Genomic DNA, 24,542 nt, shown 5'->3' on the forward strand with positions numbered 1-24,542 from the left:
AGCTTAGACATGGAGGCTCTTTCGTTAATCGCGGTCATTGGCCGCTTGGCGTTTCAAATCGGGGTATGTGCTGGCAGGTTGCCTTTGCGCCGGCGGCGTCCAGGGCCTGCCTGCCGGCGCCGGCATGTAGTGGGGTTTGCGGGCAACGCGGCGGATAGCGATAGCGAGTGACTTGTCCTTCAGCGCGTCGTCCAGCGAGCCTTGGATGGCCAGCAGGCGGTGTGCGCGCGCAAGCGCGGCGTGGTCCGGTTCGCATGGGGTGACGGAAATAGCGCACGGCGTGTCACCCTGCGTGTCGGCTGCCTGGCTGTACGCATCAAAGCTGCTGGACGCGCAGGTGTGATAGGCGCAGGTGCATTCCGCAGTGCGAACGCGCACGCTGAATTCGCGCACCAGGTGTACGTGCATGGCCAGTGTTAGTTTGAGGTCATCGGCCGTATCGCCTGCGGCGCCAGCGTTCCCGGTCATGGCCAAGAGGTCGAGGGCGTTCAGTGCTGCGATCTCCAGCCGCGCGGCGCTGGCAGTCAACGCGGTGGCGAAGTCGTGCATCGTGCCCGCTGCCAGCGTATGTGGAGTGGTGGAATTAGAGGCCACTGCAAACCTCCACAGGGTAGGTGGTTTGCGCCTGTGCAGACGTCTGCACACGCTGAACCTGCGGATTTAGATTGCGCGCTTTGATGTAGGCATGGCCTTTCAGCCCGGCATATGGATCAGGCGTACTCGCTATAACCTTAGGTATTGTTTGTTTGGAATTATGAGTTACTGATTCTGCAATGGTCATCAGGTGCCCCAAATGTTCGAAGGAGGCCCATGATAAGGCAATGCTTTACTTGTGGTCAAGCGGAAATGAAAGCTTTGCTTGACTGACTTTGCTTTACCCGTAAAAAAGCCCGCGCTTGGCGGGCTATCTCTGGGGCTTGGCGACGGGCTAGCGCCTGCGTGCTTTGCGGCGGTGTTCCGCCATTACGCCAATGATGACGAGGGGGGTGATGTCGCTGCGAAGCGTTGGATAGTCGTCGTTTAGTGGGGCTAGTTCGAAGACCATGTTGCCGTTCTTATCTGTTCCGCGTGGACGATATTTCTTGAACGTTGCTTCCTCGTGCCCGTTTTTTGCAGCCACGTACTCACCAGGGCGCGGCTCCCATTCCGGCTCAATAATGACGAAATCGCCAGGGCGGAACTCCGGCGCCATGGACTCGCCTTCGATCTCAAGGGCAAAGGCCCACTTGGAATACTCGTCATCAGTGTACAGCGTAATTGAGCCATCGCCTGGTGCGTATGGCTCGACAATTTCTCTTAAGGCACCAGCCTGAATTGCGGATATCACGGGAATAGCTCTCTTGCCTATAGCTGCGGGGGTAACGTTTGCATCAAATTCTGGTTGCTGAGTGGCAACGACACGCAATTTACCATAAGCAGGTTCTGTGGTGGTCGTTTCGCTAAGAAACCAGTTGACCTCTATCTCCAATAGCTCCGCTAGTTTCACAAGATTCGGTTTGCTGATCCTGCCAAAGGTCTCCCATCCAGTGATTGATTGCTTAGTCACGCCGATGATTTCGGCAATGTCCTTCTTGCTTTTACCGCTGGCGTCAATTGCCTGTCGGATCTTTTCAGCCAGTGTCGGTACGGGTAGGGCGGTCATTTCGATATGGTCCAGTGAATCAAGCATTGCTTGATTGTCTGATGATAGTATTGAGTCAATCAATACTTGACCATGGTAAGGCGTTGCTTTACCATGTTTCATATGAACACTCCTTTCCAAAAAGCATGCGACATAGTCGGCGCCGCTCGGTTGGCGCAAATTCTAGGCGTCTCCCCACAGGCAATTAGCGAATGGCGGACGGCTAAGCGGCCGATCCCGCTGGAGCGCTGCGCCCAAATCGAGGAAGCAACTGCTGTCCAGGTCACGTGCGAAGAATTAAGACCGGATCGGAGTGACTTCTGGGCGTATCTCCGCCTTCCGACGAGCAATCCGCCTCCTAATCGGGCGGAAATCGCGTCCTAACAGCAGATCGTGATGCGGTTTTGCTCCCCAAGCATAACCGGCACTGCCTGCCTTACTTGACCCCCACGGCCAATAGTTGCGAGAGACGAACTCTACAACTTTGGCGACTTTAACAAAACCATAATTTTTAGGATTTTGTATGGAAATTCGCACTGCGGTTCTCAAGACGATCGAAGCTGTGCCTGGTGCCTGGACCGTGGCGGCTGCGCACTTGGGTATGTCCCCCACGGTCTTGCGCAACCGCGCCTACGAGACGAAGGGCTGGACTTTATCCACCGAACACAAACTGGCGCTGCAAGAGCTCTCGGGCCAGATGTTTATCATCGAGGCACTGTGCACCGCCAGTGGGGGCACATTCGTGACGCTACCTGAGGCGGGCACCGTTGACAACGACTCCGTGCAGTTGATGTTCAATGAGGTCTATCGCGGTATCGGCGATCACTTCAAGCTCTTCATGGACGCTATCCGGGACGGCAAGATCACTGCGACTGAACGCAAGGATCTGCAAGCGCATGGTGCTGAATTGCACAGGATGGTCGAGCGGCTCCAAGCGCTGATGTTTTCGGTCTACTGCCGCGATACGCAGACGGTCAGACTGGCCCAGCCGCATGCGGAGGTCGCGAATGGCTAACCACGATCTTCCGCGTAAGGGCGGCGCTGCAGCAAATGGCCTGGTTACGCTGCATGGCATAGGCGGGATTGCACCGGCGGCCACGTGGCAACGCACGGCGGGATGGAAGGGGACGAGTTATCAGTTCAAGGCCAACGTCATTGAGCGCCTCCAGCTCGCTGGCCTGATTGCTGCCAACGATATTCAGTATGTCGTCACGGACGCTGGGCTCAAGTTCCTGGGCGTGAAGGGCATTGAAGAAGTTGAACAGCCAGGTGTGCCGGTTGGCCCGCGATACGCGCCGCCGCCGCTGTCGCGTGCACCTCGCGGCCGCAGTCGTAGCCCTATGGTTATTCGCGACGGCGCGTTTGACTATCGCGATCACCCATCGCGGATCGGTGACGAGCGGCTGGCCTATAAGGGGCCGGGCAGCTTTGCCGGCGCAGACCTCCAGCTCAGCCGCTCGGAGCGCGTTACGTGAATTTGGACGACTTCGCACGAGTTGGTAAGGCTGCACTCGATTCCATAGACACGCTGCTGACCGCATGGTTGCCGAATGGCGTTCGTGAGGGGGCAGAGTTCTGCGTCGGCTCTCGCGATGGCGAGGCTGGCCAGTCGTTGCGCGTGCGGTTGACCGGGACCAAGGCCGGGGTTTGGTCCGATTTTTCTTCCGACGGCGAAGCCGGCGGTGATTTGATTTCGTTCTATGGTTTTCTTCATCGCCTTTCCCCTGGCCGCGCTTGCGCGGCTCTAGCTGAACAGCTCGGCATCGAGCTGACCAAGTCCGATCGCTCTGCACATCTTCCCCGTAGGCCTGAGCCGATACTTCCGAAGGCGGCGTTAAGCCGCGCGTCGGCGCAAGCCGGCAAAGGGGTAGAGGCGGAGACCGCCGACATGGTTTTGCCAAAACCTCCGATAAACCTCGCGCCCGCGCAAGCCGGCAAAGGGGTAGAAGCACCGGCCAACAAAAAAACAAGGACCCCGTGGAAGCCCATGCTGCCGGTTCCGGCCGATGCTGGCCCCTATCCGAAGGCCCATGTGATGCGTGGAAAACCGGAGGCGCTATGGGAGTACCGGGACGCCGACGGGCTGCTGCTGGGAGTCATCTATCGCTTCGTGCGTTCGGACGGGAAGGGCAAGGAAGTGCTGCCGTGCGTGTATGCCGAGAACCCAGATATCGGGGCGCGGGAGTGGCGGTGGATGGCGTTCCCAGAGCCGCGGCCGCTGTACCTGCGGGGGCCACATCGTCCCGGTAGTCCCCTCGTTGTTGTGGAAGGGGAAAAGTGCACGGACAAGGCACACGCGCTCCTGGGCGACGAGTTCGAATTCGTTTCATGGCCTGGCGGTGGGAAGGCCGTCGATAAATCCGGCTGGTCCGCAATACGGGACCGCGATGTGATCCTGTGGGCTGACGCCGATGGTAAGGTCTACAAGGAAGGCCACGAACTGGCGGGGCAGCTGATGCCGGAAGAAAAACAACCTGGCATGATCGCCATGCAGAAGGTGGCTGCGATCCTCCGTGCGCAAGGCTGCACAGTCTACTTCGTGGATATACCGGCCCCTGGCTCGGTGCCGGACGGCTGGGATATCGCGGATCTGATCGACGGCGGCGGCACCAGCGACGACGTAGTCGCGTGGCTGTCGCACTTGCGCGTTGAAGCCGTTTCGCAGGACTCACCCGCCGATCCCGCACCTGTAGGCGAGTCCGCAGAATCGGATGACATGCCGGCGTGGTTGGACACTCCTGGTCCCGACGATACGTCGAGCGCGCTTACCCCACGCGGGGCTGGCGCTGGCGGCGGAAAAGGTCGCAGCTTGCGCGATATGCTGATCCAGACTGCCAACGGCGGCATCAAGGGCTGCAGGGAGAACGTCTTCACGGTCATGCAGCACGACGATCGGTTGATTGGCGCTGTCGGGCTGGACCTATTCTCCGGCTTGCAGATCAAGCGCCGGCCGCTGCCATGGCCCAGTGAGGCAGGGGAGTGGACCGAGGCTGACGATTTCAGCCTGGGCGTCTACATGTCCCAGCACCACAGTCTGTTGCTGGCTGCGATTGGTGACATCGAGCGTGGAGTGGCGCAAGCGGCCCGGATGCACGCGTTCAATCCGGTGACGGACTACATGGACAAGTGCTACGCCGGCTGGGATGGTCAAGCGCGCGTTGCGACGGCCTTTTCCGCGTATTGGGGCTGCGCAGATTCTGAGTACCTCCAACTGGTGAGCACCATGTTCTTCACCGGCATGGTCGTGCGCGGATATCGTCCAGGCGTCAAGCATGACTATGCCCCTGTGTTCGAAGGTGGCCAGGGGCAAGGCAAATCCACCGCGCTGAAGGTGCTGGCAGGCGATTGGTTCGCTGACACGCCGTTCCGCATGGGGGAGAAGGATGGCTTCCTCGCCATCCAGGGCGTGCTGCTGTACGAGATCGCTGAACTGGAGCAGTTCAACCGCTCGGAGGTGACTGCGGTTAAGGCGTTTATGTCCAGTACCGTGGACCGCTACCGCGAGCCGTACGGGCGGCGTATGAAGAACGTGCCGCGCCGCTGCGCGTTCAGCGCGACCACCAACGAGGGCGAGTACTTCAAGGACACCACCGGCAACCGGCGCTTCTGGCCTGTCGTCACGGGCCGCATCGATATCGCAGCGCTGGAGCGGGACCGTGACCAGTTGTTCGGAGAGGCGGTCGCGCTGTGGAAGGCTGGCGTAAAATGGTGGCCAACGCCGGAGCAGCAGCGACGCTTGATCGACTCCCAGCAAGAGGATCGTGAGATTCCTGACGTTTGGCATGGCCGCATCTATGAGTACCTCCAGGGGCTGGACTCGGATGGGAAGCCGGTCATCGCGGGCAAGATCAACCGTGTAACAGCGCGTGAGCTGCTGGTGAAGTGCTTGCACTACGAGATGTCCAAGCTTGGGCCAGCCAGGAACGAGACGATGCGCATCTCGGCCATTATGCGCAAGCTAGGGTGGATCAAGGACCGCGAAACCGGAGGCGCGCGCGAGCGCTTCTACACGCGCCCTGAGGCCGCGCCAACGGCATCAACGGAAGGAGGCAACCATGCCCTTCCAAAATAGTATTTCAACCGGCATACTGCTGGGGATCGGCCAGGGATCGTGTGCGCAAAATGCGTGGGCGGAAAAGGCTGCATCGTCAGTTCGTCGTGCTGAAAAACCGACCCGGTTGGCCGACTCGTCCAACCTCCAATTATTTAGGTTGGACGGCTGTAACCCGCATGGATACAGGCTCCGCCAACCTCCCAACCTCGCCAACCGAAACGCGCACCCGCATGCGGCGCACCCGCGCACGTATACGTGCGCGAGTGATGACGTTTCTTGTTTTTCGTTTTCCATAAAACTTGAAAATAGGTTGGGTAGGTTAGGAGGTTGGCAAACCCAGCAACCATGCGGGTTCCAGCCGTCCAACCTCTTGACCAACCTTTTCCCAGTTGGGCGAACTAAGGATTATCAATGAAAGATTTCGAAGCACGGATGGACAACTGGCGCCGCGTGGTCAAGGCGGGTAGCAGAGGCGCAGCGAACGCAACGTGCGCCAGCTGGGCGAAGTGGTACGTGGCCCTGCGCACATCCGAAGCACCGCCGACAGCGGACATCCTGGCGGCGAAGATTCGCCCGCTCGGCGGCTTGGTAACAGCGGACCAGCTGGATGGCTGGATGGTGGAGGCGGCCTGGCGCATGCTCGGCGACTACAACGACCGCACGGCGCTTAAGCATCTGTACATCCACCAGCTACCGGAGGACCGGCTGCGCACCAAGTTGAAGGGCGTACGCGGCCCTCACGTTCACTTGGTGGTGGCGCGCGCCAAGAATAATTTGCGAGGGGTCTTGAAAACGCTGGACGACGCGGATACCATTCGGATTACAACTTGCCTGCCGGGGTGTCCCGTGCCTTCCGCCGATCCGGTGCATCCCTCTGGGAGGCATTTGTTCGGCGGTGCAAATAATACAGAGAGCGGGAAGCATGACGTTTGACATCTCCATTGTTACCGGGCTTGAACGGAATCCCTTGATCCAGGTTCAGACGCGCTGTTTCTGCTGCAATAAGGAATTGACGAGTGCGATGGACGGCCCCGTGGTGTCATACGATGCTTGGCCGACGTCAGAACTTCTAACCCGTGTGTTTATGCATCGTGACTGCGCGTTTGCAATGGCACAGCGGATCATCTGCGATGCCTGGCCCAAGCGCCGAGTAGGCGATGCGTTGATGAAGAACGACAGGTAGTGCTATCACCACAAGACAAGCCCGGCCTTTGAGCCGGGTTTTTTTACGCCTAGCGGCATCGGGCTTGTGCAGACGTCTGCACACTGAATGGACCAGGAGCCGAATATGCCTGTATCAGCACCTCGGCCGTGTAGCTTCGCGACTTGCCGCGTTCTCGTTCGTGATGGCAGTGGCCGTTGCGCAATGCACCCGCGTGAACCATGGGTAAAAAAAACCAACGCGACGCCGCGTATAACCGGACGGCGCTTGCAAGCGATGCGCGATGCGTTATTCCGACGCGCCCCGCTGTGCGCCGAATGCGAACGACAAGGGCGTGTGTCGCCTGCTACCCAACGCGACCACGTCATTCCATTGGCCGAGGGAGGCGCGGATGACGCAACGAACGAACAGGGCCTGTGTAACGCCTGCCATGATGCCAAGAGCGAAAAGGAATCTAGCAGAGGCCGGCGTCGCACAGCGGCTCGCGCCTAGTACGCCAACCTTTCCATCCACGGCAGGATGTAGGGTGACACGACGAAAGTCGTGCCGTTGTTGTCCTGTTTAAAGACGAAGCCATAGACGAAACCGGTTTCGCCTGGGAGCCACATAACTGCTGGACCTTGGCGCGTGTCGCCCTCCCAGCCTTGCGCAAACGCAGCGTCCTTCGCCGACTGCCAATCCTCGGTTAGTTGGTCTATCGTGATCCCTTCGTAAAGGTTGGTATGACCACGCATGACCTTCTCCCGCGCCTCCAGTGCGCCTATCTCATCCGCCAGGCTTTGGACAGTCGGCAGGAAATCCCAGCCATGGTCAATCGGTCCCACCCTATACACAATCCAAGTCATATATTCCTCATAGTTGTTGGTGACTAAGAAATCCTAGCATGACTGGATAGGGCGGGTCGAAAGTCTGGGCCGCGCCAGCGGAAACCGTTAGCTTAGGCGAATTTTTTCGCGGAACAAAAACTACCCCCCGGGGGATTAACTTGGAGAGCAAGCAATGAACTTGAACGATTACCCGATGAGCGTTTCACCCGGCGCCGCACGCTCCGGTGTCGCCACGAAATCGCCAGATCCGCCGCCAGGCGTGCAGCTTTCGCCGGTTGAGCGGGAGATCTGGGACTACATCTGCCGGCATCTGCGAGAGGCCGGTATCGAACACCTCACTTCCGGCATGACCGTCGTCATCGTTGCGCGCACCTATGTCGCCTGGGAGGAATCGATTCAGCTGTGCCTGGAAAAAGGGCGTGTGCAAATATCGAAGAAGAACGGCTACGCGACTCCTTACCCTTGGGCCAATGACGAGCAGCGCCTCAAGATGGAGCTGGGCCAATGGCTACCGAAACTATGTTTGACGATTCCTTCGCTGGCGCGGGTCCGCAAAGACACCGGCCCGCAGGGCCAACAAGACGATCTGTTCGCAAGCATCGTAAACCACGCTATCACCTCACCGCAAAAAAGCTCGCAGCACTAATCCCTGCTCAGCTGGAACTGTGGGATGAAGAATACGGCCTGCCCGTGCTGCGCGGCGAGATCATCACTGGCCGGTATGTCTACCTGGCGGTGCTGCGTCATTACGAGGACTTGATCCACGGCCCGGCGCGCGGCCTGAAGTTCGTGCCGGCGCACGGCTGGCACATCATCAACTACATCGAGAAGTTCTTCGTCCACATCAAAGGACCGCTGGCCGGCAAGCCGATCCTGCTGGACCCTTGGCAGAAGTTCTGGACGGCAGTGCTGTATGGCTGGCGCCGCGAGAGCGACGGCATGCGGCGCTTCTCCCGCGCCTACGAGGAAGTGGCGCGGAAGAATGGCAAGTCCACGTGGAAGGGACCGCAGGGAGCCTACCTGTTCTCGATGGATCGGGAGGCCGGTGCGGAAGTCTACGCCGTGGCCACCACGCGCAACCAGGCGATGACGGTCTTCAAACCGGCGTTCGACAACATCCGGCGCTGGGTGCGGCGCTCACCAGGCGTGGCCCGCTCGTTCAAGATCTACGCCGGCATGAACCACGAGAAGGTGGAGCTGGACGACAACTCGGTGTTCCTGCCGCTGCCGGCGAACGCTGAGAACCTGGATGGCTTGAACCCATCCGCGATCCTGTTCGATGAGCTGCACGCGCAGAAGCACCGCGATGTGTGGGACGTGATGGAGTCAGCGCTGGGCGCCAGGCAGCAACCGCTGCTCTCGGCGATTACCACGGCTGGCTTCATCCTCGACGGGATCTGCGTCGAGCAGCGCGACTATCTGATATCCGTGCTGGAGAAGAAGCGTGTGGACGACGGCTATTTCGGCTACGTCTACACGCTTGACGCGGACGATGACCCGTTCGATGAGCGCAACTGGCCGAAGGCGAACCCTGGGCTGGGACGCTCCAAGACCGTCGAGTACATGCGCAGCCAGGCGCGTAAAGCGGCCGCGATGCCGGGCGCTAAGGCGAACTTCCTGACCAAGGACTTGAACATCTGGTGCAACAGCGCCGACGGCTGGTTTGATATCTCGGTGTGGGACAAGGGCGGCAAGAAGTTCGACCCCAGCATTCTGAAGGGACGGCGCTGCTACGGTGGGCTTGACCTCGGCTCCACGCGCGACCTCACTGCCTTCTCGCTGGTGTTCCCTCCGGACGAGGAAGGCGGCCAGTGGTACGTGCTGGTCTGGTTCTGGTGTCCGCAAGAAAAGATCGACACACAGTCAGCGGACGATGCCGCCCCGTATGAGGCATGGAAGAAGGCAGGCTGGCTCACGGCGACGGAAGGAAACGTGACGGACTACGGCCCGGTGCGCGAGTGCATCCTGCGCGCGGTCCAGGAGTTCGACGTTGCCGAGATCGGCTTCGACCGCTGGAACGCGCTGCAGCTGGCCAACGAACTGATGGAACAGGGTGTGCCCCTGGTGGAGGTGCCGCAGAACACAGGCGGCATGTACCCGGGAAGCAAGAAGCTGGAAGAGCTGGTGTACGGAAAATTCTTCCAGCACGGCGGCAATCCGGTGTTGCGCTGGTGCGCCAGCAACACGGCCCTGCTGTTCGACACGAACGGCAACTTCCGTCCGGACAAAAAGAAGTCGAACGCCAACGGGCGGATCGATGGCGTGGTAGCGACAGTGATGGCCTTGAGCCGCGCTGTTTCGTCCGAGGAGCTCGCAGGAAGCTTCGACGACTTCATCAATGGAGCAATCAGCACATGAGTTTTTTCTCTTCCTTACGGTCGCTTTGGGGCCGGGGCGGCGCTATTGCCGAAACGCCCGGTCAGCAAATCGGCATGCCTGGAGCCGCGCTGGTGTCCGATACGCAGGACATCGGCGTCGATGGCGCGCTCCAGATCAGCACCGTATGGGCCTGCGTAGACCGCCGCTCGGCTACCGTGGCCAGCCTTCCCTGTTTTGTCTATGAGCAGCAGGGAGACGGGCAAAAGGTGCTGGCGCGTACCAACCGGCTGTACGCACTGCTGCACGACCAGCCGAACAATCGGATGACGCCGTTTGAGTTCTGGCGTGCGTTGATGCTCAACTACGATCTGCGCGGCAATGGCTATGCGCGCATCGACCGCGACGCCAAGGGGGAAGCAGTGGCCTTATGGCCGATGCCGGCCGACCAAGTCCAGCAGAAGATTCTGAACGACGGATCGATGGTCTACGACTACCGCCTGGGAAATAACCTGGCAGTGCTGGCGGCTGAGAACGTCCTTCACATCAAGAACCTGGGCAATGGAACGTGCGGCCTGTCGAAGCTGGAGTTCATGCGCGCCACGTTGGACGAGGCGGCCAAAGCGCAGAGCGACGCCAGCAAAATCTTCGGCGCCGGCGGCAAGCCGGCTGGTTTGCTCATGATTGACAAGGTGTTGAACCCAGTACAGCGCGCGGCGGTGGAGAAGAACTTCGCCAACATGACCGTGTCGCCTGAAAGCCGGCTGCATGTGATCGAGGCGGACATGAAGTTCTCCCAGCTCACGATGACGCCGGCCGAGCAGCAGCTACTGGAGACGCGCCGCTACGGTGTCGAAGAGCTGTGCCGCTGGATGGACACGCCGCCTGTGCTGGTGCACCACGCCAACGTGACTGCGTGGGGAACAGGGATCGCAGAGATTCGCGAAGGCTGGTACATCTTTTCGATAGCGCCGCTGGTGGTCAACATTGCCCAGGCGATCCGGCGCTGTGTGCTCACGCCACGCCAGCGCGCCACGCTGACTGTCGAATTCTCCCTGGACGCGCTCCTGCGCGCATCCCCCAAAGATCGCGCCGAGATCTACGCGAAGGCCGTGCAGAACGGGTGGCAGGACCGGTCGGAAGTCCGGCAACTCGAAGGCCTGCCACCGCGTCCGGAGGCCTCGGTGCTAACCGCGCAATCGAACCTGGTTCCGCTCTCGATGTTGGGCCGCGTGCGGCCGGCCAGTGGCGGTGATGGCAACACCATAGCTCAGTAAGGAAAATATGAACCTAATTACTAAGACATTGAAGTTGGAAGACGTGTCGCTGAAGTTCGATGGCGACGTGGGTATTTTCTCGGGCTACGCCTCAGTCTTCGGCGGCGTTGACTCATACGGCGACACCATCATCAAGGGTGCCTTCGAAAGCACACTGCGAAGCACCAAGCCGAAGATGTTCTTCAATCACGAATGGAAAATGCCCATCGGGAAGTGGATCAAGGCTAAGGAAGACGACAAGGGTCTCTGGATGGAAGGTGAACTGACACCGGGTTTGGCCTTGGCGGCGGACGTACGCGCTGCGATGAAACACGGGACGCTCGACGGGCTGTCGATTGGCGGTTGGCTCAAAAAGGGCGACTACGACGAGACCGAGTCGGGCCGGATTATCCGCAAATGGAGCAACCTCATGGAGGTGTCTCCGGTGGTTTTTCCAGCGGATGGCGCGGCCCGGATCGACCTGGCCAGCGTCAAGCATTTGGACTTTGATTCCGAGCTGCCTGAGTGCAGCACGGAGCGGGATCTTGAACGGCTGCTGCGGGATGCAGGGCTGGGCAAGCGGGAGAGCATGGCGCTGCTCTCCAAGGCGAAGGCAATCTTCATCGAGCGGGATGCTCCGGTGATTGCCAACGCCAAGATGGCGGCCGAAATTCTGGCGAGGCTGCAACGTCTCTGCCAGGCCAGCAGCAACTAGTAGCCGCCGCAAGGCGGTTTTTTTTATCCTTGAAAGGGAACTATGAAACACATGCAATTCAATATTCCGGCGCGCGGCTGGGCGCTCATCGCCCTGGCAGCGGTTGCCACCTTGGCCCAGTTCTGCGGCTTCGACGTCCAGGCATTTGCTGCACAGCACGGTCTGGCTGCCGGTGCGGCTGGTGCCATGCTGATGGCCGGTGAGATTGACGGCACGGCCATCATGAAGGCGCTGGACGGCGTGGAGAAGAACCTCGAGAAGATGTCCGAGAAGGCGACATCCGAAATTGCGAACCTGGGCAAGGTCAGCGCCGATACCAAAACGGCCATCGACAACCTGGGCGTCGAGCAGCGCACGCTGGCCGATCGCCTGCTGCAGCTGGAGCAGAAGCAGTCCGCGCAGCCTGACGCTGCTCCTGCGGACGAGTCCTTTGGTGCGCAGTTCACGAAAAGCTCCCAGTTCGAGAACTTCGTGAAGCAGGACGGTCGCATCAAGACCCGCGTCGAAGTCAAGAACACCGTCACCAACGCGGTTGGGGGCACTTTCTCCGAGCGCCGTCCGTCCATCGTTGAAGGCGCCTTCCGTGTCTTCACGCTGGAAAACTTGATGGCCAAGCTGCCGACGCAGGCAAACGCCATCGACTGGATTCGCGAGAACGTGTTCACCAATGGCGCGGCAGAAACTGCCGAAGGCGCAGCGAAGCCGCAAAGCTCCATCACGTTCACGCCCGGCACCATGCCGATTTCCACCGTGGCCCACTGGATCAAGATCTCGCGCCAGCTGGCGATGGACAACGCAGCGCTGGGCGCCTACATCAACCGTCGCATGATCTACGGCGTCGACCTGCGGGCGGAAAACCAGATCATCGCCGGCAACGGCGCGAACCCGAACATCAGCGGCCTGACTAACCCCGGCAACTTTACCGCGCATGGCTACACCGCTGCGTCGATGGCGGCGCTGGGCCTGGCAAACAATCGCTTCGACGTCATCGGCAAGATGATCGGCGACTGCGTTGCTTCGGACAATCCGGCGGACGTCATCATCCTGAACACGGTGGACTGGTGGACGCTGCGCCTGGCGAAGGACAACACCGGTCGTTATCTGCTGGGCGACCCGGGCGACAACGTGGTGCCAATGCTGTTCGGCGTGCCGGTTGTGGCCAGCAGCGCCATGCCGGTTGGCAAGGTGTGGGTGGGTTCGCTGCAGCAGGCGGTCACCCTGTGGTATCGCGAAGGCGTGGCGCTGGACCTGTCCGATTCGGATGGCGACAACTTCACTTCCAACCTGATCACCATCCGTGCAGAGCGTCGCCTGGCAGTGACCGTGGAGAAGCCTGCAGCGTGCCGCTACGGCGACCTGGTGCTGGCTTAATTTGGATGGCAGGCCCTGCCGGGCCTGCTATGGGAGAAATCATGGAACAAGTTCAAATTGAAATCCTTACGCAAACGATCACCGCCCAGTATGGAACGCTGGAAGCCGGCGTTACGCTGCGCACCACGGCAGCGTTCGCAAAGCACCTGGTTGAAGACTGTATGGCGGCCAAGTACACACGCCCTCTATCCGAAAAGCCGACCGCTGCGAAAGCGGAAGGGCCGGCTGTGCAGACGTCTGCACAGATCGTAGTCGCCCCGGAAACCCTGTCCCTCGGTGCAAGCTTCGATAGCGCAGCTGCGGGCGTGCAAGACGTGCAGACGTCTGCACAGGATGCTGGCACGGCGCGGGCGACGAGCGCCACTGCTGGTTCGGGCAAAGGCAAGAAGAAGGTAGTGGCCGCGCCTGCGGAGGATGGCTGATGTCGGTACTTCATTTCGTGCGTACCCAGGCGCCGGAAGTGTTGCCGGTCGAGCTGCGCGAAGCGGCTGGCAATCTGGGCGTGGACGGCACCGACTCGGACTCGAAGATCGAATCGTGGGTGCGGGGAGTCACCGCCACGCTGGAGCACCGGATCGGTCAGTCGCTCATGCGGCAGGTCTGGACAGGCTTGCTTCCGCAGTTCAGTGCTGAGATTGCCTTGCCGCATCCAGTGCTGGAGGTGTTGAAGGTCGAGTACATTGATCCGGCGGGTGTGGAGCAAGTGCTGCCGTTGTCGGCTGTGCGCGTGAAGGCCGGTCAGTATGCGTCCTACCTGAAGCCGGCGCGCGGCGCGACGTGGCCGGCTACGTTTGTCGATGAGGAAGCTGTGCGCATTACCGTGGCCTGCGGCTATGGTGATACGCCAGCCGACACGCCGGAGGATCTACGGCTGTACATTCTGGCCAAGCTGGTTGAGCAGTTCGATCCGGCTGCCGGCGGCGAGCGGGAGACCGTGCAGACGAGCTATCTGGACGGCATGCTGCATCACTACCGGAGCTTCCAATGATCCCGCTGGCAAGGCGTTTAAAGCACCGTGTCCGCATCGAGCAGCGCAACGCGGTACGTGATGGTGCCGGTGGCACCACGTACGAATGGGTGCTGCTTGATGAGGTGTGGGCGGAAGTCGGCGCATCGAGCGGCGGGCGCGTCAAGCAGACGGCGCAGGGCGGCAACGAAAACATCGCAGCTTTGCCTATTCGCATTCGCTACCGAGATGGCATCACCGACCAGATGCGGATCGCATACAAGGGCACCGCATTCAGTATTGCGCACATCGAGAACGAGCGGCATGTTGACCGCACGTTGCTGCTGGACTGCCGCGAAGTCCCTGTTGGAAGCATCTAATGTCGGCCCGCATGGATGGCTTGGGTGAGCTTCGGCAGGCCTTTGGTGGCATTGCCGCCGACATGCGCACGCGTACCTCTCGGCTGATGGTGGCCTCGGGTGGCGGAATTTTGAGAAAGGAGGCCCGCAACCTGGCGCTCGCACAGGGGCTCAAGCTGACCGGCGCCCTGGTCAGGAATATCGCGATCAAGCGCGAACGCACGCCCGACGGGGTGACGCAGTACAACCTGGGCGTGCGGCATGGCCGTGATATGGGGCGCAAGGCCGCCAAGCAGCTGGTTGTCGGCAAGAACGGCCGCGTGGTGAGCGTCTACGTGAACGATCCCTTCTACTGGCGATTCCTGGAGAAGGGCCGCAACGTGTACCACGGCGATGGCAAGCGGCGGCGCGGCGTGAAGAACCAGGTGGAGGCCACTCCCTTCATCGCGCCGGCACTGGAGAACAAGCGGGCGGACGCCATTGAGGCTATGGCCAACAGGCTCGCTGCGGCGATTAGAAAGGCAAATGGAGGATGAGCGTAGAGGAAGCAGTGTACGCGGCGCTGTGCACCGTCTTGGCCAATACCCACGCGGTCGAACTACCGGAGTCGCCGACCTGGCCGGCGCTGGTCTTTGAGGTCGCGACCACGCCGGAATCTGGATGGGTGAAGGGCGGCGGTTACGACAGGAATGACATCACCGTCACCGCCCTGTCGAAATCGAAGCTTCAGCTCACCGCGCTTCGAGGGCAGATATTCTCGGCCCTTGAGGGAGTGGACGGCTTCATGGGGGATGACTTCGCGGGCGACGCCGACTACCAGGGCGAGGCGAATGTCTACGCCTACGTGCAGACATTCACTGTGCGTACGCGCCGGTAGCAACGAACCACCTACAACCTGGCCCGCTTAGCGGGCCTTTTCTTTTGGAAGAGCGAATGAAGCAAAAACCGATTGCTGCGGCGACGCAGCAGGCCGAGCCGGCCGAAGCGCCGGCATTGCCGCGAGACGTCCACACCGGCCGTGGCGGCAGCTACATCTACGACCCGGTGCGCAAAGTGCGTGAGCCGGCGCAAACCAAGCAGCGGGACACCGCAGAAGGAGAGCAGGGCAATGAGTAAGAAGATTCGCAACGCGGTGCTGCTGGCGATGCTGCAGGCGACGGAAGGCGTCGCAGCGTTGCCGACCGGCGCGGCCAACGCCATGATGGCCATGAACATCTCGGCGCAGCCAGTATCGGCGGAGTTCGCCAAGCGCAACAACATCAAGCCCTACATGGGCAACATGGGCAGCGTGCCGGTGGCCATCCATGCGGAGATCAGCTTTGAAGTCGAGCTGGCCGGCGCGGGCGAAGCTGGCGACGTGCCGGCATTTGGTGTGCTGCTGCGTTCCAGCGCTTTCTCCGAAACCGTCGTGCCGGCCACCAGTGTCGTCTACGAGCCGGTGACGAATGGCCTGGAGTGCGCCACGCTCTACTACAACTTGGACGGCGTGCTGTTCAAGATGACGGACGCGAAGGGAACGGTGTCGTTCGAGCTCAATGCCAAGGGTATCCCGGTGATGAAGTACAAATACCTGGGCCTGTACAGCACGCCGAAGGACGAGCCGCTGCCAGCGGTGGTGAACTACGACGGCTTCAAAGATCCGGTGGCAGTGAACGCCGCCAACACCCCGACCGTCGCGCTGCACGGCTTCGCCGGCAAGGTGCAGAGCATCAGCGCCGACATGGCCAACCAGCTGGTGTACCGCAACTTGATCGGCAAGGAATCCATCGAGATCACGGACCGCCAGCCAACCGGCTCCATCGCGATGGAAATGGAATCGGTAGCCACCAAGGACTGGTACGCCACCATCAAGGACGGCGTGCTGGGTCCGCTGCTGGTAGTGCACGGCAAGGTGGCCGGCAACATTGTCGAACTGGCCGCGCCTAAGGCGCAGGTGCTGGAGCCATCCTTCAGCGACAGCGACGGCATTGTCATGCTCACTTGCAAACTGGACCTGCAGCCCGCGCAGGGCAACGACGAGCTGACGGTGACCGTCCGCTAGCCGACCTCTAAACCCGCATCTCACATCCCGCCTTGAGCGGGATTTTTCATTTCAAAGGAATTCATCATGGCTTTCAAAATCGCTATTACCCCTACCTACATGGCAAAGATCGTTGTCGAACTGCTGAACATGCACGGCAAGCACGAGAAGAGCGACTTCATGGCGGAGTTCAAGCGCGTCTCCCTCGACGAACTGGACGAACTGCGCACTCTGCCGCAGAAGGAAGTGCTGCAGAAAGTGCTGGTGGGCTGGAGTGGCCTGCTCGATGAGAGCAACACCGCGGTGCCGTACAACCAGGTGAACTTCGACGTGGTGCTGGCGATCCCTCAGGCGTTTGCCGCCCTGTCCGAAGGCTTCTGGGCCTCGATCTTCAAGGCCAAGGAAAAAAACTAATTGCGGCGGCGCGGCACTGGGCTGGCGACACGCCGGCCGCCGCCGTGATCGATGACGACGTGATCGAGCAACTGGAGGCGATGCAGGCGCCCACGGATGTCATCGACGCGGCACGCGCCAAGCTGCAGCCGGTGGACGTGGACTGTCACGTGTGGGAAGAGAACTGGCCCACGGTGCTGCTGTTCCTTGATGTGTCCACGCAGTGGAACGTGTCAGCGGGTCTGGAAGGCCGGATCTATTGGGGCCTGGACTATCAGAAAGTCGAGTCCACGATGCGCATGCTGGGGATCGCCCTGGAGCTGCAGCCGGATCTGTTTCGTGGATTGCGCGTAATGGAGCAGGCAGCGCTGCCGCTGCTGAATGAACGAAAGGCGCGCTGAGACGCGTCGAGAAATTGGGAGGTCTATGTCAGCACTTGGATCGCTGGTCGTGAAACTGGCCCTGGAGTACGCCGAGTACACGCGGGGTCTGGAGCGCTCCGACCAGGCCGCGCTGCAGTTCGCGCAAAATGCACAGCGGCACTTCGACCGTGCGAGCAGCGCCGGTAAGGAATATTTTGCCGGCTTGGCTCGCACAGCCGTTGGCGCTGTCGCCGCATATGCCAGCGTGAGCACTGTATTGGAGCAGTTCAACCGCTCCATCGACAGTCTGGCATCGCTGGACGACTTGACGCAGAAGACGGGCGCATCGGTTGAGAACCTGTCGCGGCTGCAGCAAGTCGCTGTGGCCTTCGATACCGATTTCGGGAAGGTCGACGGCGCGTTGACAATCCTCGCAAGGGGGATGGCCGGCGTCGATGAAGAAAGCAGCAAGACGCGAAAGGCGCTAGGCGTGCTGGGTGTGTCGGCAAAGGACGCAGCAGGCAACCTGCGCGACCCGGCCGAAGTGCTGGTGGATGTGGCGAAGAGCCTGCAGGGATATGAAGACGGCGCAGGCAAGGCCGCGCTCATTACGGACGTGTTCAAGAAGAGCGGTGCTGAACTACTGCCATACCTGAACGACGTGGCCGATAACGTCGACAAGTTCACAGGTGTGAGCGCCGATGCGGCGAGCGCTGCAGCGACGTACCAGGACCAGCTGGGCATGCTCAAGGCGAATTACCAGGCTATGGCGACGACGATCACTATCGCGGCGCTGCCCGCTCTCAATGACCTGCTGGGAGCGTTTTCAGATACTGGCAAGATGGAAGCGGATTTGGCTAACGGGCCGGCGGGCGGGTGGGCCGACGACTTGGCCGTGGGCATTGCGCGTGTAATTGATGTGGCTAAGCTGCTGCCGGGCATTTTCTCCGCGATTAAGGGCAGCTTCAAAGCTGTGTACGCCGACATCGAATTTGCGGCGACGGCGGCGCACAACCTGAGCCCGACTGTTTTTGCGACAAAGCTGGCGCAAGGGCGCAATCCGGTGGACGATCTGCGCAAGGCGCTCGCTGAACGCAACGCCGTGCTGGACGACGCAAACCGGCGCTATGAAGAACTGTGGAACAAGCCTGCAAACTTGATGGAGCAGGCGGTGCTGGCGCGCATCGCAGCGCGCGCTAATAAGCCGACACCGGCGGCAGGCACGGAGAAGAAGACGCTGGCATACAGCACCGGGACGGAAAAAGATGCGAAAGAGGCCAAGAGCGACTATGACGCGCTCAACAAAGCCCTGCAGGAGAAGATCGCTTTGTCGGCCAGAGAATTGGAACTGGCCAGGCCCTTGACTGAAGCCGAGCGGCAGATCGCCACGCTCATTCGTGGCCGCGCCGAAGGCACTGTGAACCTTTCCGACAAGGAGCAGCAACTGCTTGAAACAGGCTTGATGCAGCTTAGCTTGAACCAGCGGCTGTTGGTGAGCCGTGGTGAGACTGAGCGGCAGGAAAAGGAGGAGTTGGAGGCTAATCAGAAGCGTGTGGCCGGCGCTTTTGAATCGGTGAATGCGCTGCAGGCGGAGATCGACAACTACGGCAAGCTGCCCGAACAGATTACGCGCGCCGCCATTGCCAAGCTGGAGCTGCGTAAAGCGTCGCTGGAGGCCAATGAAGGCAGCCAGGCGGAGATTGCCACCGTAGAGGCGCTCATCATTGCCAACGCGCGCTTAGCGGAGTTGCAGGGCAAAAAAACTGCGCTGGAAAAGGGGAGTGGTGTTGCCGAGGCGAAGGAACTGCTGGACGTAATGTCGTCGCTGGATGAAGTGACCAGGTCGGCTGCGGCTGGCATGGCCAAGTCTTTCGGCGAGGTTGGCAGTGCCATCGGTGGCATCACCACGGCCTTGTCAGGGTACGGCAAGGCACAGGCGGCGGTGGCGGCCCAGTTGGCCGTGTCCCTGAAGGAGGCCGGGCCTGACCAGGCGAAGATCCACAAAGCCAATGCTGCGGCCGCTGCGCAGAGCGCGCAAGCGCAGGTGCGCTCGTATGGCGACATCGCGGGGGCCGGCAAAGCCTTCTTCAAGGAACACACGGCCGGCTATCGGGCCATGGACGCCGTGGAGAAGACTTTCAGGGCGGTCGAGATGGCGATGGCTATCGAGAGCATGGTGGCTAAGAGCGGCCTGCTGACCGCCTTCACGAGCCTGTTCGTGGCCAGCCGGGCTACGGAGACTGCAGTCGATACCACGGCCACCTCGGCATCGGTGGCCAATTCCGGCGTGCGTGCTGCAGCGGACGGTGTGGCGGCTGTGGCGAAAACCCTGGCCTCGCTGCCGTTCCCCGCCAACGTCGCTGCCGGAGCTGCCGTCATCGCGCTGCTGGCCGGCCTGGGTGTGGCGATCAGCGGCGGCGGGTCGGGCGGTGCGAATGTGTCCAAGGAACGCCAGGAAGCGGCCGGCACCGGTTCGATTCTTGGCGACCCTACCGGCAAGTCGGATTCGATCGCTCGTTCCCTTGATGCGCTGGAGAAGAGTTCGAACATCGAGCTGTCCCACACTGCCGGCATGCTGGCCTCTCTGCGCAACATCGAGAGCTCGATCTCGGGCCTTGGCAACCTGCTCGTCAGGACGGCTGGGCTGACAGGCGAAATGGCGCCCGACAGCAAGGGTAGCGCGTACGAGCTGGGCAACTCGACGCTGATGACGGCGGTCCTGGGCGGCGGCGTCGGCCTGGTGCTGGACAAGCTCACCGGCGGCCTGGTCGGCAAGATCACCGGGAAAATCCTGGGTGGGGTGTTCGGCGGCAAGGTGACCACGCTCGATACCGGCGTGACGCTCGATAAGTCAACACTGGGCAATGCGTTGTCCAGTGGCGTCGTGGCCAGTCAGTACACCGACACGAAGAAGGACGGTGGCCTGTTCCGCAGCGACAAGTTCAGCACGTCGCTGTCGGGCCTGGGAGCCGAGGCGAACGACCAGTTCACGAAGGTGATCCGCAACCTGGCCACCAGCGTATCGGAGGCCGGCAATCTGCTGGGCGTCGGCGGCGACGAGTTCACGCAGCACCTGAACTCGTTCGTGGTGGACGTGGGCAAGATCAGCCTGAAAGGGCTGAGCGGTGAGGAAATCCAGAAGCAGCTTGAGACGGTGTTCTCCAAGGTCGGAGACGACCTGGCTAAGTTCGGAGTCGCTGGCCTTGACCAGTTCCAGCAAGTCGGCGAGGGCTACCTCGAGACGCTGGTGCGGGTGTCGAGTAATTACGCGAACCTCGATTCCATCTTGGCCTCGAGCGGTAGCACGTTCGGGCAAACCGGACTGGCCAGCATCGCCGCGCGCGAACGCCTCATCGGACTGACCGGCGGCATCAACGAGCTGGCCAGCAAAACATCTTCGTTCAACGACAACTTCCTGACGGAGGCGCAGCGACTGGCTCCGGTGCAGAAGTACGTCACCGAGCAGTTGGCCGCCATGGGGCTTGCCGGCATCACCACGCGGGATCAGTTCAGGGACGTTGTCCTGGGCCTGGCTTCGTCCGGGGCGCTTGCCACGGAGGCCGGCGCCAAGCAGTACGCGGCGCTGATGGATCTGTCCGATGCATTCGCCAAGACGCACGCGGCAATCGTGGACATCAGCCGTTCGCAAGAGGACATCGCCGAAGAGCGCAGGTTGCTGCAAGAGCGCTACGACCAGGCCACGCTGACCTCTGTGCAGCTGCTGGAGCGCGAGCGTGACGCGAAGGATAAGAGCAACTTGGCGCTCTACGACCAGACCATCGCGGCCGAAAAGGCGCGTGCGGCCGCCGATGCACTGGCGGAGACGAATGCAGCTATCAAGGCCGACATCGATGAACTGGTAAAGGCTGCGCTGCCGCTTGCCGAACAGCGCGCGCTGGAAGTGAAGGGTATGGCCGCGTCCACGCTGGCTCTATACGAACAGCGTGAGGTGCTGCAGGCGCAGGCCAAGGCGGCGGCCGAAGCGAAGGCGGCGGCAGATGCCAAAGCTGTGGCAGACAAGGCCGCAGCGGAGGCGCTGGCGCGTACCAATGAAAGCTACCAGCAGCAGATCGACGCCATCCTGAAGTCGCGGATGAGTGAAAGTGAGCTGCGTAAGTTCGAGACGGCTGGCATGTCTGCGTCTACCAAGGCGCTTTATGACCGGCTGAAGGCATTACAGGGAGAGCAGAAGATGATCGAAACGCTCAAGACGGCCGCCAACTCCGCGATGGCCGTGGTGTCGAAGAGCATTGAGGCGGAGAAGGCCAGTGCCAAGGCGTCGCTCGATGCCCAGCTGGCCATCCTCACGGCGCGCAAGACGTCGGCCGAAGAGCTGGCCAAGCTCGAAGCTGATTCCATGGCGGCCAGCATTGACGCAGAGAAGGGCAAAAATGATCGGTTGCGCCAGCTGGGGCAGTCGCTCAAATCCACGCTGGACGGCATGCGGCTGGAAGACTCGGCAGGGATGGATCGCCGGGTGGGCCAGTCGCAGATCGCGGCGGCGCTGGCCGTGGCGAAGGCCTCGGGCGTGCTGCCGAGCGCGGACGCGTTGAAGGACGTACTGGGCGTGGTGTCGCAGCCGAGCGCAGGCCTGTTCGAGTCGTTCGAAGATTATGCCCGGGACTTCTACGTGACTGCCGGCCAAATCGCGGACTTGAACGATCTGACGGACAACGCGCTGACGAAGTCAGACTCCGCTATTGAACTGGCCGAGAAGCAGTTGGATCAACTGCAGAAAGGCCAGGCTGCGGCGTCCGCTGCGTTTGATCGGGAGATCAAGCTCGCGCAGGATGCCTACGACGCGCAGATCCTGCAGCTGGATCAGACGCTCGCTGCAGCGCAGGCGCAGTTGGATGCGACGCTGGGCAACACGGTGGCCACCATGTCGGTGGTGGATTCCCTGGCGGACTTCAAGGTCCGTATGGCGGCGTTGATCGAAGGGTTGAAGACGTCTGCAGGGCAAGCCGCCACTGGGGGAACCGCCACGGTGGCGGGACGCAGCGTAGACGCAGACGGCACGCGCGTCGAGTTCGTGCAGCCTACGCGTGCATCCGCCGGCGAGACGTCGACGGCCGGCCTGGCCGGCGCAGACGTGGCGCAGCTGGCCCGCGAACTGGCACTGGTGCGAACCGAGTTGGAGACGATCCGGATCGCGTCGAAGGCCACGGCGGTAAGCACCGACAAGCTGGCCACGCAGTTTGACCAGGTAACGGAGGGCGCAGTGGCGATGCGCACGGTAGAGGAGGGCGCGTAATGGCGGCTTCGCTTAGCGTGCTGGTGCCCACAGCGATCTCCGATGACAACCTGGTTAGCAGCAACGTGCCGGAAAACGAATACGTGCTATGGGACCCGAACGCAACGTATGCCGTTGGTGTACGTTGCCGACGGGCTGGTACGCATCGGATCTTCGAGAGCCAGCGTGCCGGCAATGTGGGAAAAGATCCCGCCTTGGAAGTGAACCAGGCCGCGCCCGCCCCGTGGTGGCTCGACCTGACTCCAACCAATCGGTACGCGATGTTCGACGGTGAGGTCAACACGCAAACGGAGGTGGATCAGCAGTTGCGTGTTGTGCTGAAGCCGGGCGCGGTCACCGGCATCTTCGGCGGCGGCCTGGACGCGGAGGTGCTCAGCATTGTCGTGACCTCGCCGCCGGGTGGTGAAGAGGTGGGCCGCTATCAGGCCAGCTTGGAGGATAGCGCGCCTGACGACTGGTTCGAGCATTTCTATGAGCCGTACAGACCTGTGACTGACTTTCTCGTCACAGGCCTGGAGCCTTATCTCTCCTGCCAGGTTGAGTTCGTGCTCTCGCGTGCGAGCGGCGTAGTGAAATGCGGGATTCTGTCGGTCGGCGATCTCAGGCCACTTGGCGATACACAGTTCGGTGCTACGGCCGAGCCGAAGTCATACTCGTACGTGAAAACGGATGAGTTTGGCAAGACGAAAATCAAACGGCGAAAGAGCGCGCAGGACATGACGGCCAGCGCGATCTTGCCCATCGCCGAGGCCAACGGGGTGCTGCGTACGCTGAACTTGGTGATGGGCGTGCCGTGCGTTTGGATTGGCACCAACCTACCCAACTACTCGGGGCTGCGCTCGTTCGGCCTGGGTGTCGGCAAGCTCACATATGAAAACTCAAAAGAGGTCAACCTGACCCTAACCGTACAAGGAATGATCTGATGGCAGTAGAGAACCCACCTCCATTAACACCGCTGGCCACTGCGGCGCCGCAGCGGGGGAACCGGGCAACCTTTTCCCTGCTCGTTGACGCGTTCGTGACCTGGCTCATCGCTGCGGTCCTTCAGTTCAAGGCGCTCGGTCAGAACGTCTGGCACAACGCCACGGAGGCCTATGGTTCGGCGCTGGCTGCGGCGATGAGCCAAGGCGCTGCATCGGCCAGCGCAAGCGCTGCGGGAGCAGCTGCCGGCGACGCGCATGACCGGGCAGATGCTGCAGCGGCCAGTGCGTCTGCCGCTGGTCTGTCCGCCACGGCCGCCGCCGGCAGCGCGGGGGCGGCGCTTGCCAATGCGACCTCAATTGCACAGATGGGCGCTTCGGTGCTTGCCCATGCCGCTCTGGCTGGCTTGCCGACGCTGGCTGGGCAGCGATTGAAAGGCGTGCGCGTCAACGCGGACGAGAGCGGGCTGGAAATGGCAGAGTTCGTTACGGCCGTGAAGGCATACGAGGACCGCGCTGACCTGCGTGCCATCGCTGGGGGGCTGGTGGCGACACGTTACCTGGTGCGGCGGCTTGGCCTGTTCGAGTGGCAGGCGGGCAGCGTCGAGCCGGATGATGACGCTACGTCGTTCCGTACCGTGGGTGGCGCCTGGATCATGATCGCGGCCGATCCCGATTTCGCTGCCGAGTGCTGGCTGTCGGAACTGCCACTGCGGCTGCGCTTCAATATGACCCTCACCAGCATCGCTGGCAACGCTGCGGTGGACATCACTGTACCAGCGTCCGGGGTGGCCGTTGGCGACTGGGTTGCGGTGATCCCAGTCGTGGCGCTGCCGGTGGGCCTGAGCGTCAGCGGCGTAGTGAGCGCCGCCGGCACGGTATCGGTGAGGCTGTCGAACTCGTTTACCTCGACATCGATTGCCTTGACCCCGGGGTATTGGGGCTTGCAGGTAACTAAACAATAGG

At 61.3% G+C, this 24,542-nt stretch carries 26 protein-coding genes; 23 read left to right on the top strand and 3 right to left on the bottom strand.

What is annotated here, in order from left to right; all coding sequences use genetic code 11:
* Positions 1-24 precede the first annotated feature (24 nt).
* The gene (locus tag AC6H42_RS32220; protein ID WP_497549851.1) at positions 25-549 is read right to left on the bottom strand and encodes a hypothetical protein; all 525 of its coding nucleotides are present in this window, start codon (positions 547-549) and stop codon (positions 25-27) included.
* Between the two features lie 379 nt (positions 550-928).
* Positions 929-1,744 carry a LexA family protein gene (locus AC6H42_RS32225; RefSeq protein WP_497549852.1) on the bottom strand — a complete coding sequence of 272 codons (816 nt, stop codon included), beginning with the start codon at positions 1,742-1,744 and terminating at the stop codon, positions 929-931.
* Between AC6H42_RS32225 and AC6H42_RS32230 the strand changes: the two genes are divergently transcribed.
* The 6 genes from AC6H42_RS32230 (at position 1,745) to AC6H42_RS32255 (ending at position 7,329) form a co-directional block, all read left to right on the top strand.
* On the top strand, positions 1,745-2,005 hold the full coding sequence (locus AC6H42_RS32230; RefSeq protein WP_497549890.1) for a transcriptional regulator: 261 nt from the start codon (positions 1,745-1,747) through the stop codon (positions 2,003-2,005).
* 139 nt (positions 2,006-2,144) lie between these two features.
* Positions 2,145-2,636 (top strand): YmfL family putative regulatory protein, encoded by a 492-nt coding sequence (locus AC6H42_RS32235; protein WP_497549853.1) that lies wholly within the window; start codon positions 2,145-2,147, stop codon positions 2,634-2,636.
* Positions 2,629-3,096 (top strand): hypothetical protein, encoded by a 468-nt coding sequence (locus tag AC6H42_RS32240; protein ID WP_497549854.1) that lies wholly within the window; start codon positions 2,629-2,631, stop codon positions 3,094-3,096. The genes AC6H42_RS32235 and AC6H42_RS32240 overlap by 8 nt, the downstream gene beginning before the upstream one ends.
* Positions 3,093-5,693, top strand: coding sequence for a VapE domain-containing protein (locus AC6H42_RS32245; RefSeq protein WP_497549855.1), 2,601 nt, complete (start codon positions 3,093-3,095; stop codon positions 5,691-5,693). Before AC6H42_RS32240 ends, AC6H42_RS32245 begins: the two co-directional genes overlap by 4 nt.
* A 393-nt stretch (positions 5,694-6,086) precedes the next feature.
* Positions 6,087-6,608, top strand: coding sequence for a hypothetical protein (locus AC6H42_RS32250; RefSeq protein ID WP_497549856.1), 522 nt, complete (start codon positions 6,087-6,089; stop codon positions 6,606-6,608).
* 505 nt (positions 6,609-7,113) lie between these two features.
* Positions 7,114-7,329, top strand: a complete 216-nt coding sequence (locus AC6H42_RS32255; protein ID WP_497549891.1) for an HNH endonuclease — start codon at positions 7,114-7,116, stop codon at positions 7,327-7,329.
* Here the strand turns inward: AC6H42_RS32255 and AC6H42_RS32260 are convergent.
* Positions 7,326-7,682 (bottom strand): hypothetical protein, encoded by a 357-nt coding sequence (locus tag AC6H42_RS32260; RefSeq protein WP_497549857.1) that lies wholly within the window; start codon positions 7,680-7,682, stop codon positions 7,326-7,328. The genes AC6H42_RS32255 and AC6H42_RS32260 overlap by 4 nt on opposite strands.
* 154 nt (positions 7,683-7,836) lie before the next feature.
* On the opposite strand from AC6H42_RS32260, the gene AC6H42_RS32265 reads away from it, so the two are divergent.
* The 17 genes from AC6H42_RS32265 to AC6H42_RS32345 all read left to right on the top strand — a co-directional run bounded on the left by AC6H42_RS32265 (position 7,837) and on the right by AC6H42_RS32345 (position 24,541).
* Positions 7,837-8,310 (top strand): hypothetical protein, encoded by a 474-nt coding sequence (locus tag AC6H42_RS32265; protein ID WP_497549858.1) that lies wholly within the window; start codon positions 7,837-7,839, stop codon positions 8,308-8,310.
* 44 nt (positions 8,311-8,354) lie between these two features.
* On the top strand, positions 8,355-10,022 hold the full coding sequence (locus AC6H42_RS32270; protein ID WP_497549859.1) for a terminase large subunit: 1,668 nt from the start codon (positions 8,355-8,357) through the stop codon (positions 10,020-10,022).
* Positions 10,019-11,257 carry a phage portal protein gene (locus AC6H42_RS32275; protein ID WP_497549860.1) on the top strand — a complete coding sequence of 413 codons (1,239 nt, stop codon included), beginning with the start codon at positions 10,019-10,021 and terminating at the stop codon, positions 11,255-11,257. Before AC6H42_RS32270 ends, AC6H42_RS32275 begins: the two co-directional genes overlap by 4 nt.
* 7 nt (positions 11,258-11,264) lie before the next feature.
* Positions 11,265-11,951: an HK97 family phage prohead protease gene (locus AC6H42_RS32280; protein ID WP_497549861.1), complete on the top strand. Its 687-nt coding sequence runs from the start codon at positions 11,265-11,267 to the stop codon at positions 11,949-11,951.
* Between the two features lie 51 nt (positions 11,952-12,002).
* Positions 12,003-13,322, top strand: coding sequence for a phage major capsid protein (locus AC6H42_RS32285; protein WP_497549862.1), 1,320 nt, complete (start codon positions 12,003-12,005; stop codon positions 13,320-13,322).
* Between the two features lie 41 nt (positions 13,323-13,363).
* Entirely contained in the window at positions 13,364-13,744 is a 381-nt protein-coding gene (locus tag AC6H42_RS32290) for a hypothetical protein (RefSeq protein ID WP_497549863.1), read from the top strand.
* Entirely contained in the window at positions 13,744-14,310 is a 567-nt protein-coding gene (locus AC6H42_RS32295) for a head-tail connector protein (protein WP_497549864.1), read from the top strand. Before AC6H42_RS32290 ends, AC6H42_RS32295 begins: the two co-directional genes overlap by 1 nt.
* Positions 14,307-14,648, top strand: a complete 342-nt coding sequence (locus AC6H42_RS32300; RefSeq protein WP_497549865.1) for a phage head closure protein — start codon at positions 14,307-14,309, stop codon at positions 14,646-14,648. Before AC6H42_RS32295 ends, AC6H42_RS32300 begins: the two co-directional genes overlap by 4 nt.
* The gene (locus AC6H42_RS32305) at positions 14,648-15,163 is read left to right on the top strand and encodes an HK97-gp10 family putative phage morphogenesis protein (protein WP_497549866.1); all 516 of its coding nucleotides are present in this window, start codon (positions 14,648-14,650) and stop codon (positions 15,161-15,163) included. Before AC6H42_RS32300 ends, AC6H42_RS32305 begins: the two co-directional genes overlap by 1 nt.
* Positions 15,160-15,504, top strand: a complete 345-nt coding sequence (locus AC6H42_RS32310) for a hypothetical protein (RefSeq protein WP_497549867.1) — start codon at positions 15,160-15,162, stop codon at positions 15,502-15,504. The genes AC6H42_RS32305 and AC6H42_RS32310 overlap by 4 nt, the downstream gene beginning before the upstream one ends.
* A 56-nt stretch (positions 15,505-15,560) precedes the next feature.
* Positions 15,561-15,743: a hypothetical protein gene (locus tag AC6H42_RS32315; protein ID WP_497549868.1), complete on the top strand. Its 183-nt coding sequence runs from the start codon at positions 15,561-15,563 to the stop codon at positions 15,741-15,743.
* Positions 15,736-16,668 (top strand): phage tail tube protein, encoded by a 933-nt coding sequence (locus AC6H42_RS32320; RefSeq protein ID WP_497549869.1) that lies wholly within the window; start codon positions 15,736-15,738, stop codon positions 16,666-16,668. The genes AC6H42_RS32315 and AC6H42_RS32320 overlap by 8 nt, the downstream gene beginning before the upstream one ends.
* Positions 16,669-16,734: 66 nt before the next feature.
* The gene (locus tag AC6H42_RS32325) at positions 16,735-17,061 is read left to right on the top strand and encodes a hypothetical protein (RefSeq protein ID WP_497549870.1); all 327 of its coding nucleotides are present in this window, start codon (positions 16,735-16,737) and stop codon (positions 17,059-17,061) included.
* Between the two features lie 44 nt (positions 17,062-17,105).
* Positions 17,106-17,441 carry a DUF1799 domain-containing protein gene (locus tag AC6H42_RS32330; RefSeq protein WP_497549871.1) on the top strand — a complete coding sequence of 112 codons (336 nt, stop codon included), beginning with the start codon at positions 17,106-17,108 and terminating at the stop codon, positions 17,439-17,441.
* A 49-nt stretch (positions 17,442-17,490) separates the two neighbouring features.
* Positions 17,491-22,656 (top strand): hypothetical protein, encoded by a 5,166-nt coding sequence (locus AC6H42_RS32335; protein WP_497549872.1) that lies wholly within the window; start codon positions 17,491-17,493, stop codon positions 22,654-22,656.
* Positions 22,656-23,579, top strand: a complete 924-nt coding sequence (locus AC6H42_RS32340; RefSeq protein WP_497549873.1) for a hypothetical protein — start codon at positions 22,656-22,658, stop codon at positions 23,577-23,579. Before AC6H42_RS32335 ends, AC6H42_RS32340 begins: the two co-directional genes overlap by 1 nt.
* Positions 23,579-24,541: a hypothetical protein gene (locus tag AC6H42_RS32345; RefSeq protein ID WP_497549874.1), complete on the top strand. Its 963-nt coding sequence runs from the start codon at positions 23,579-23,581 to the stop codon at positions 24,539-24,541. The genes AC6H42_RS32340 and AC6H42_RS32345 overlap by 1 nt, the downstream gene beginning before the upstream one ends.
* Position 24,542: the final 1 nt, after the last annotated feature.

The sequence above is a fragment of the Massilia sp. NBRC 108631 genome (assembly GCF_059704565.1).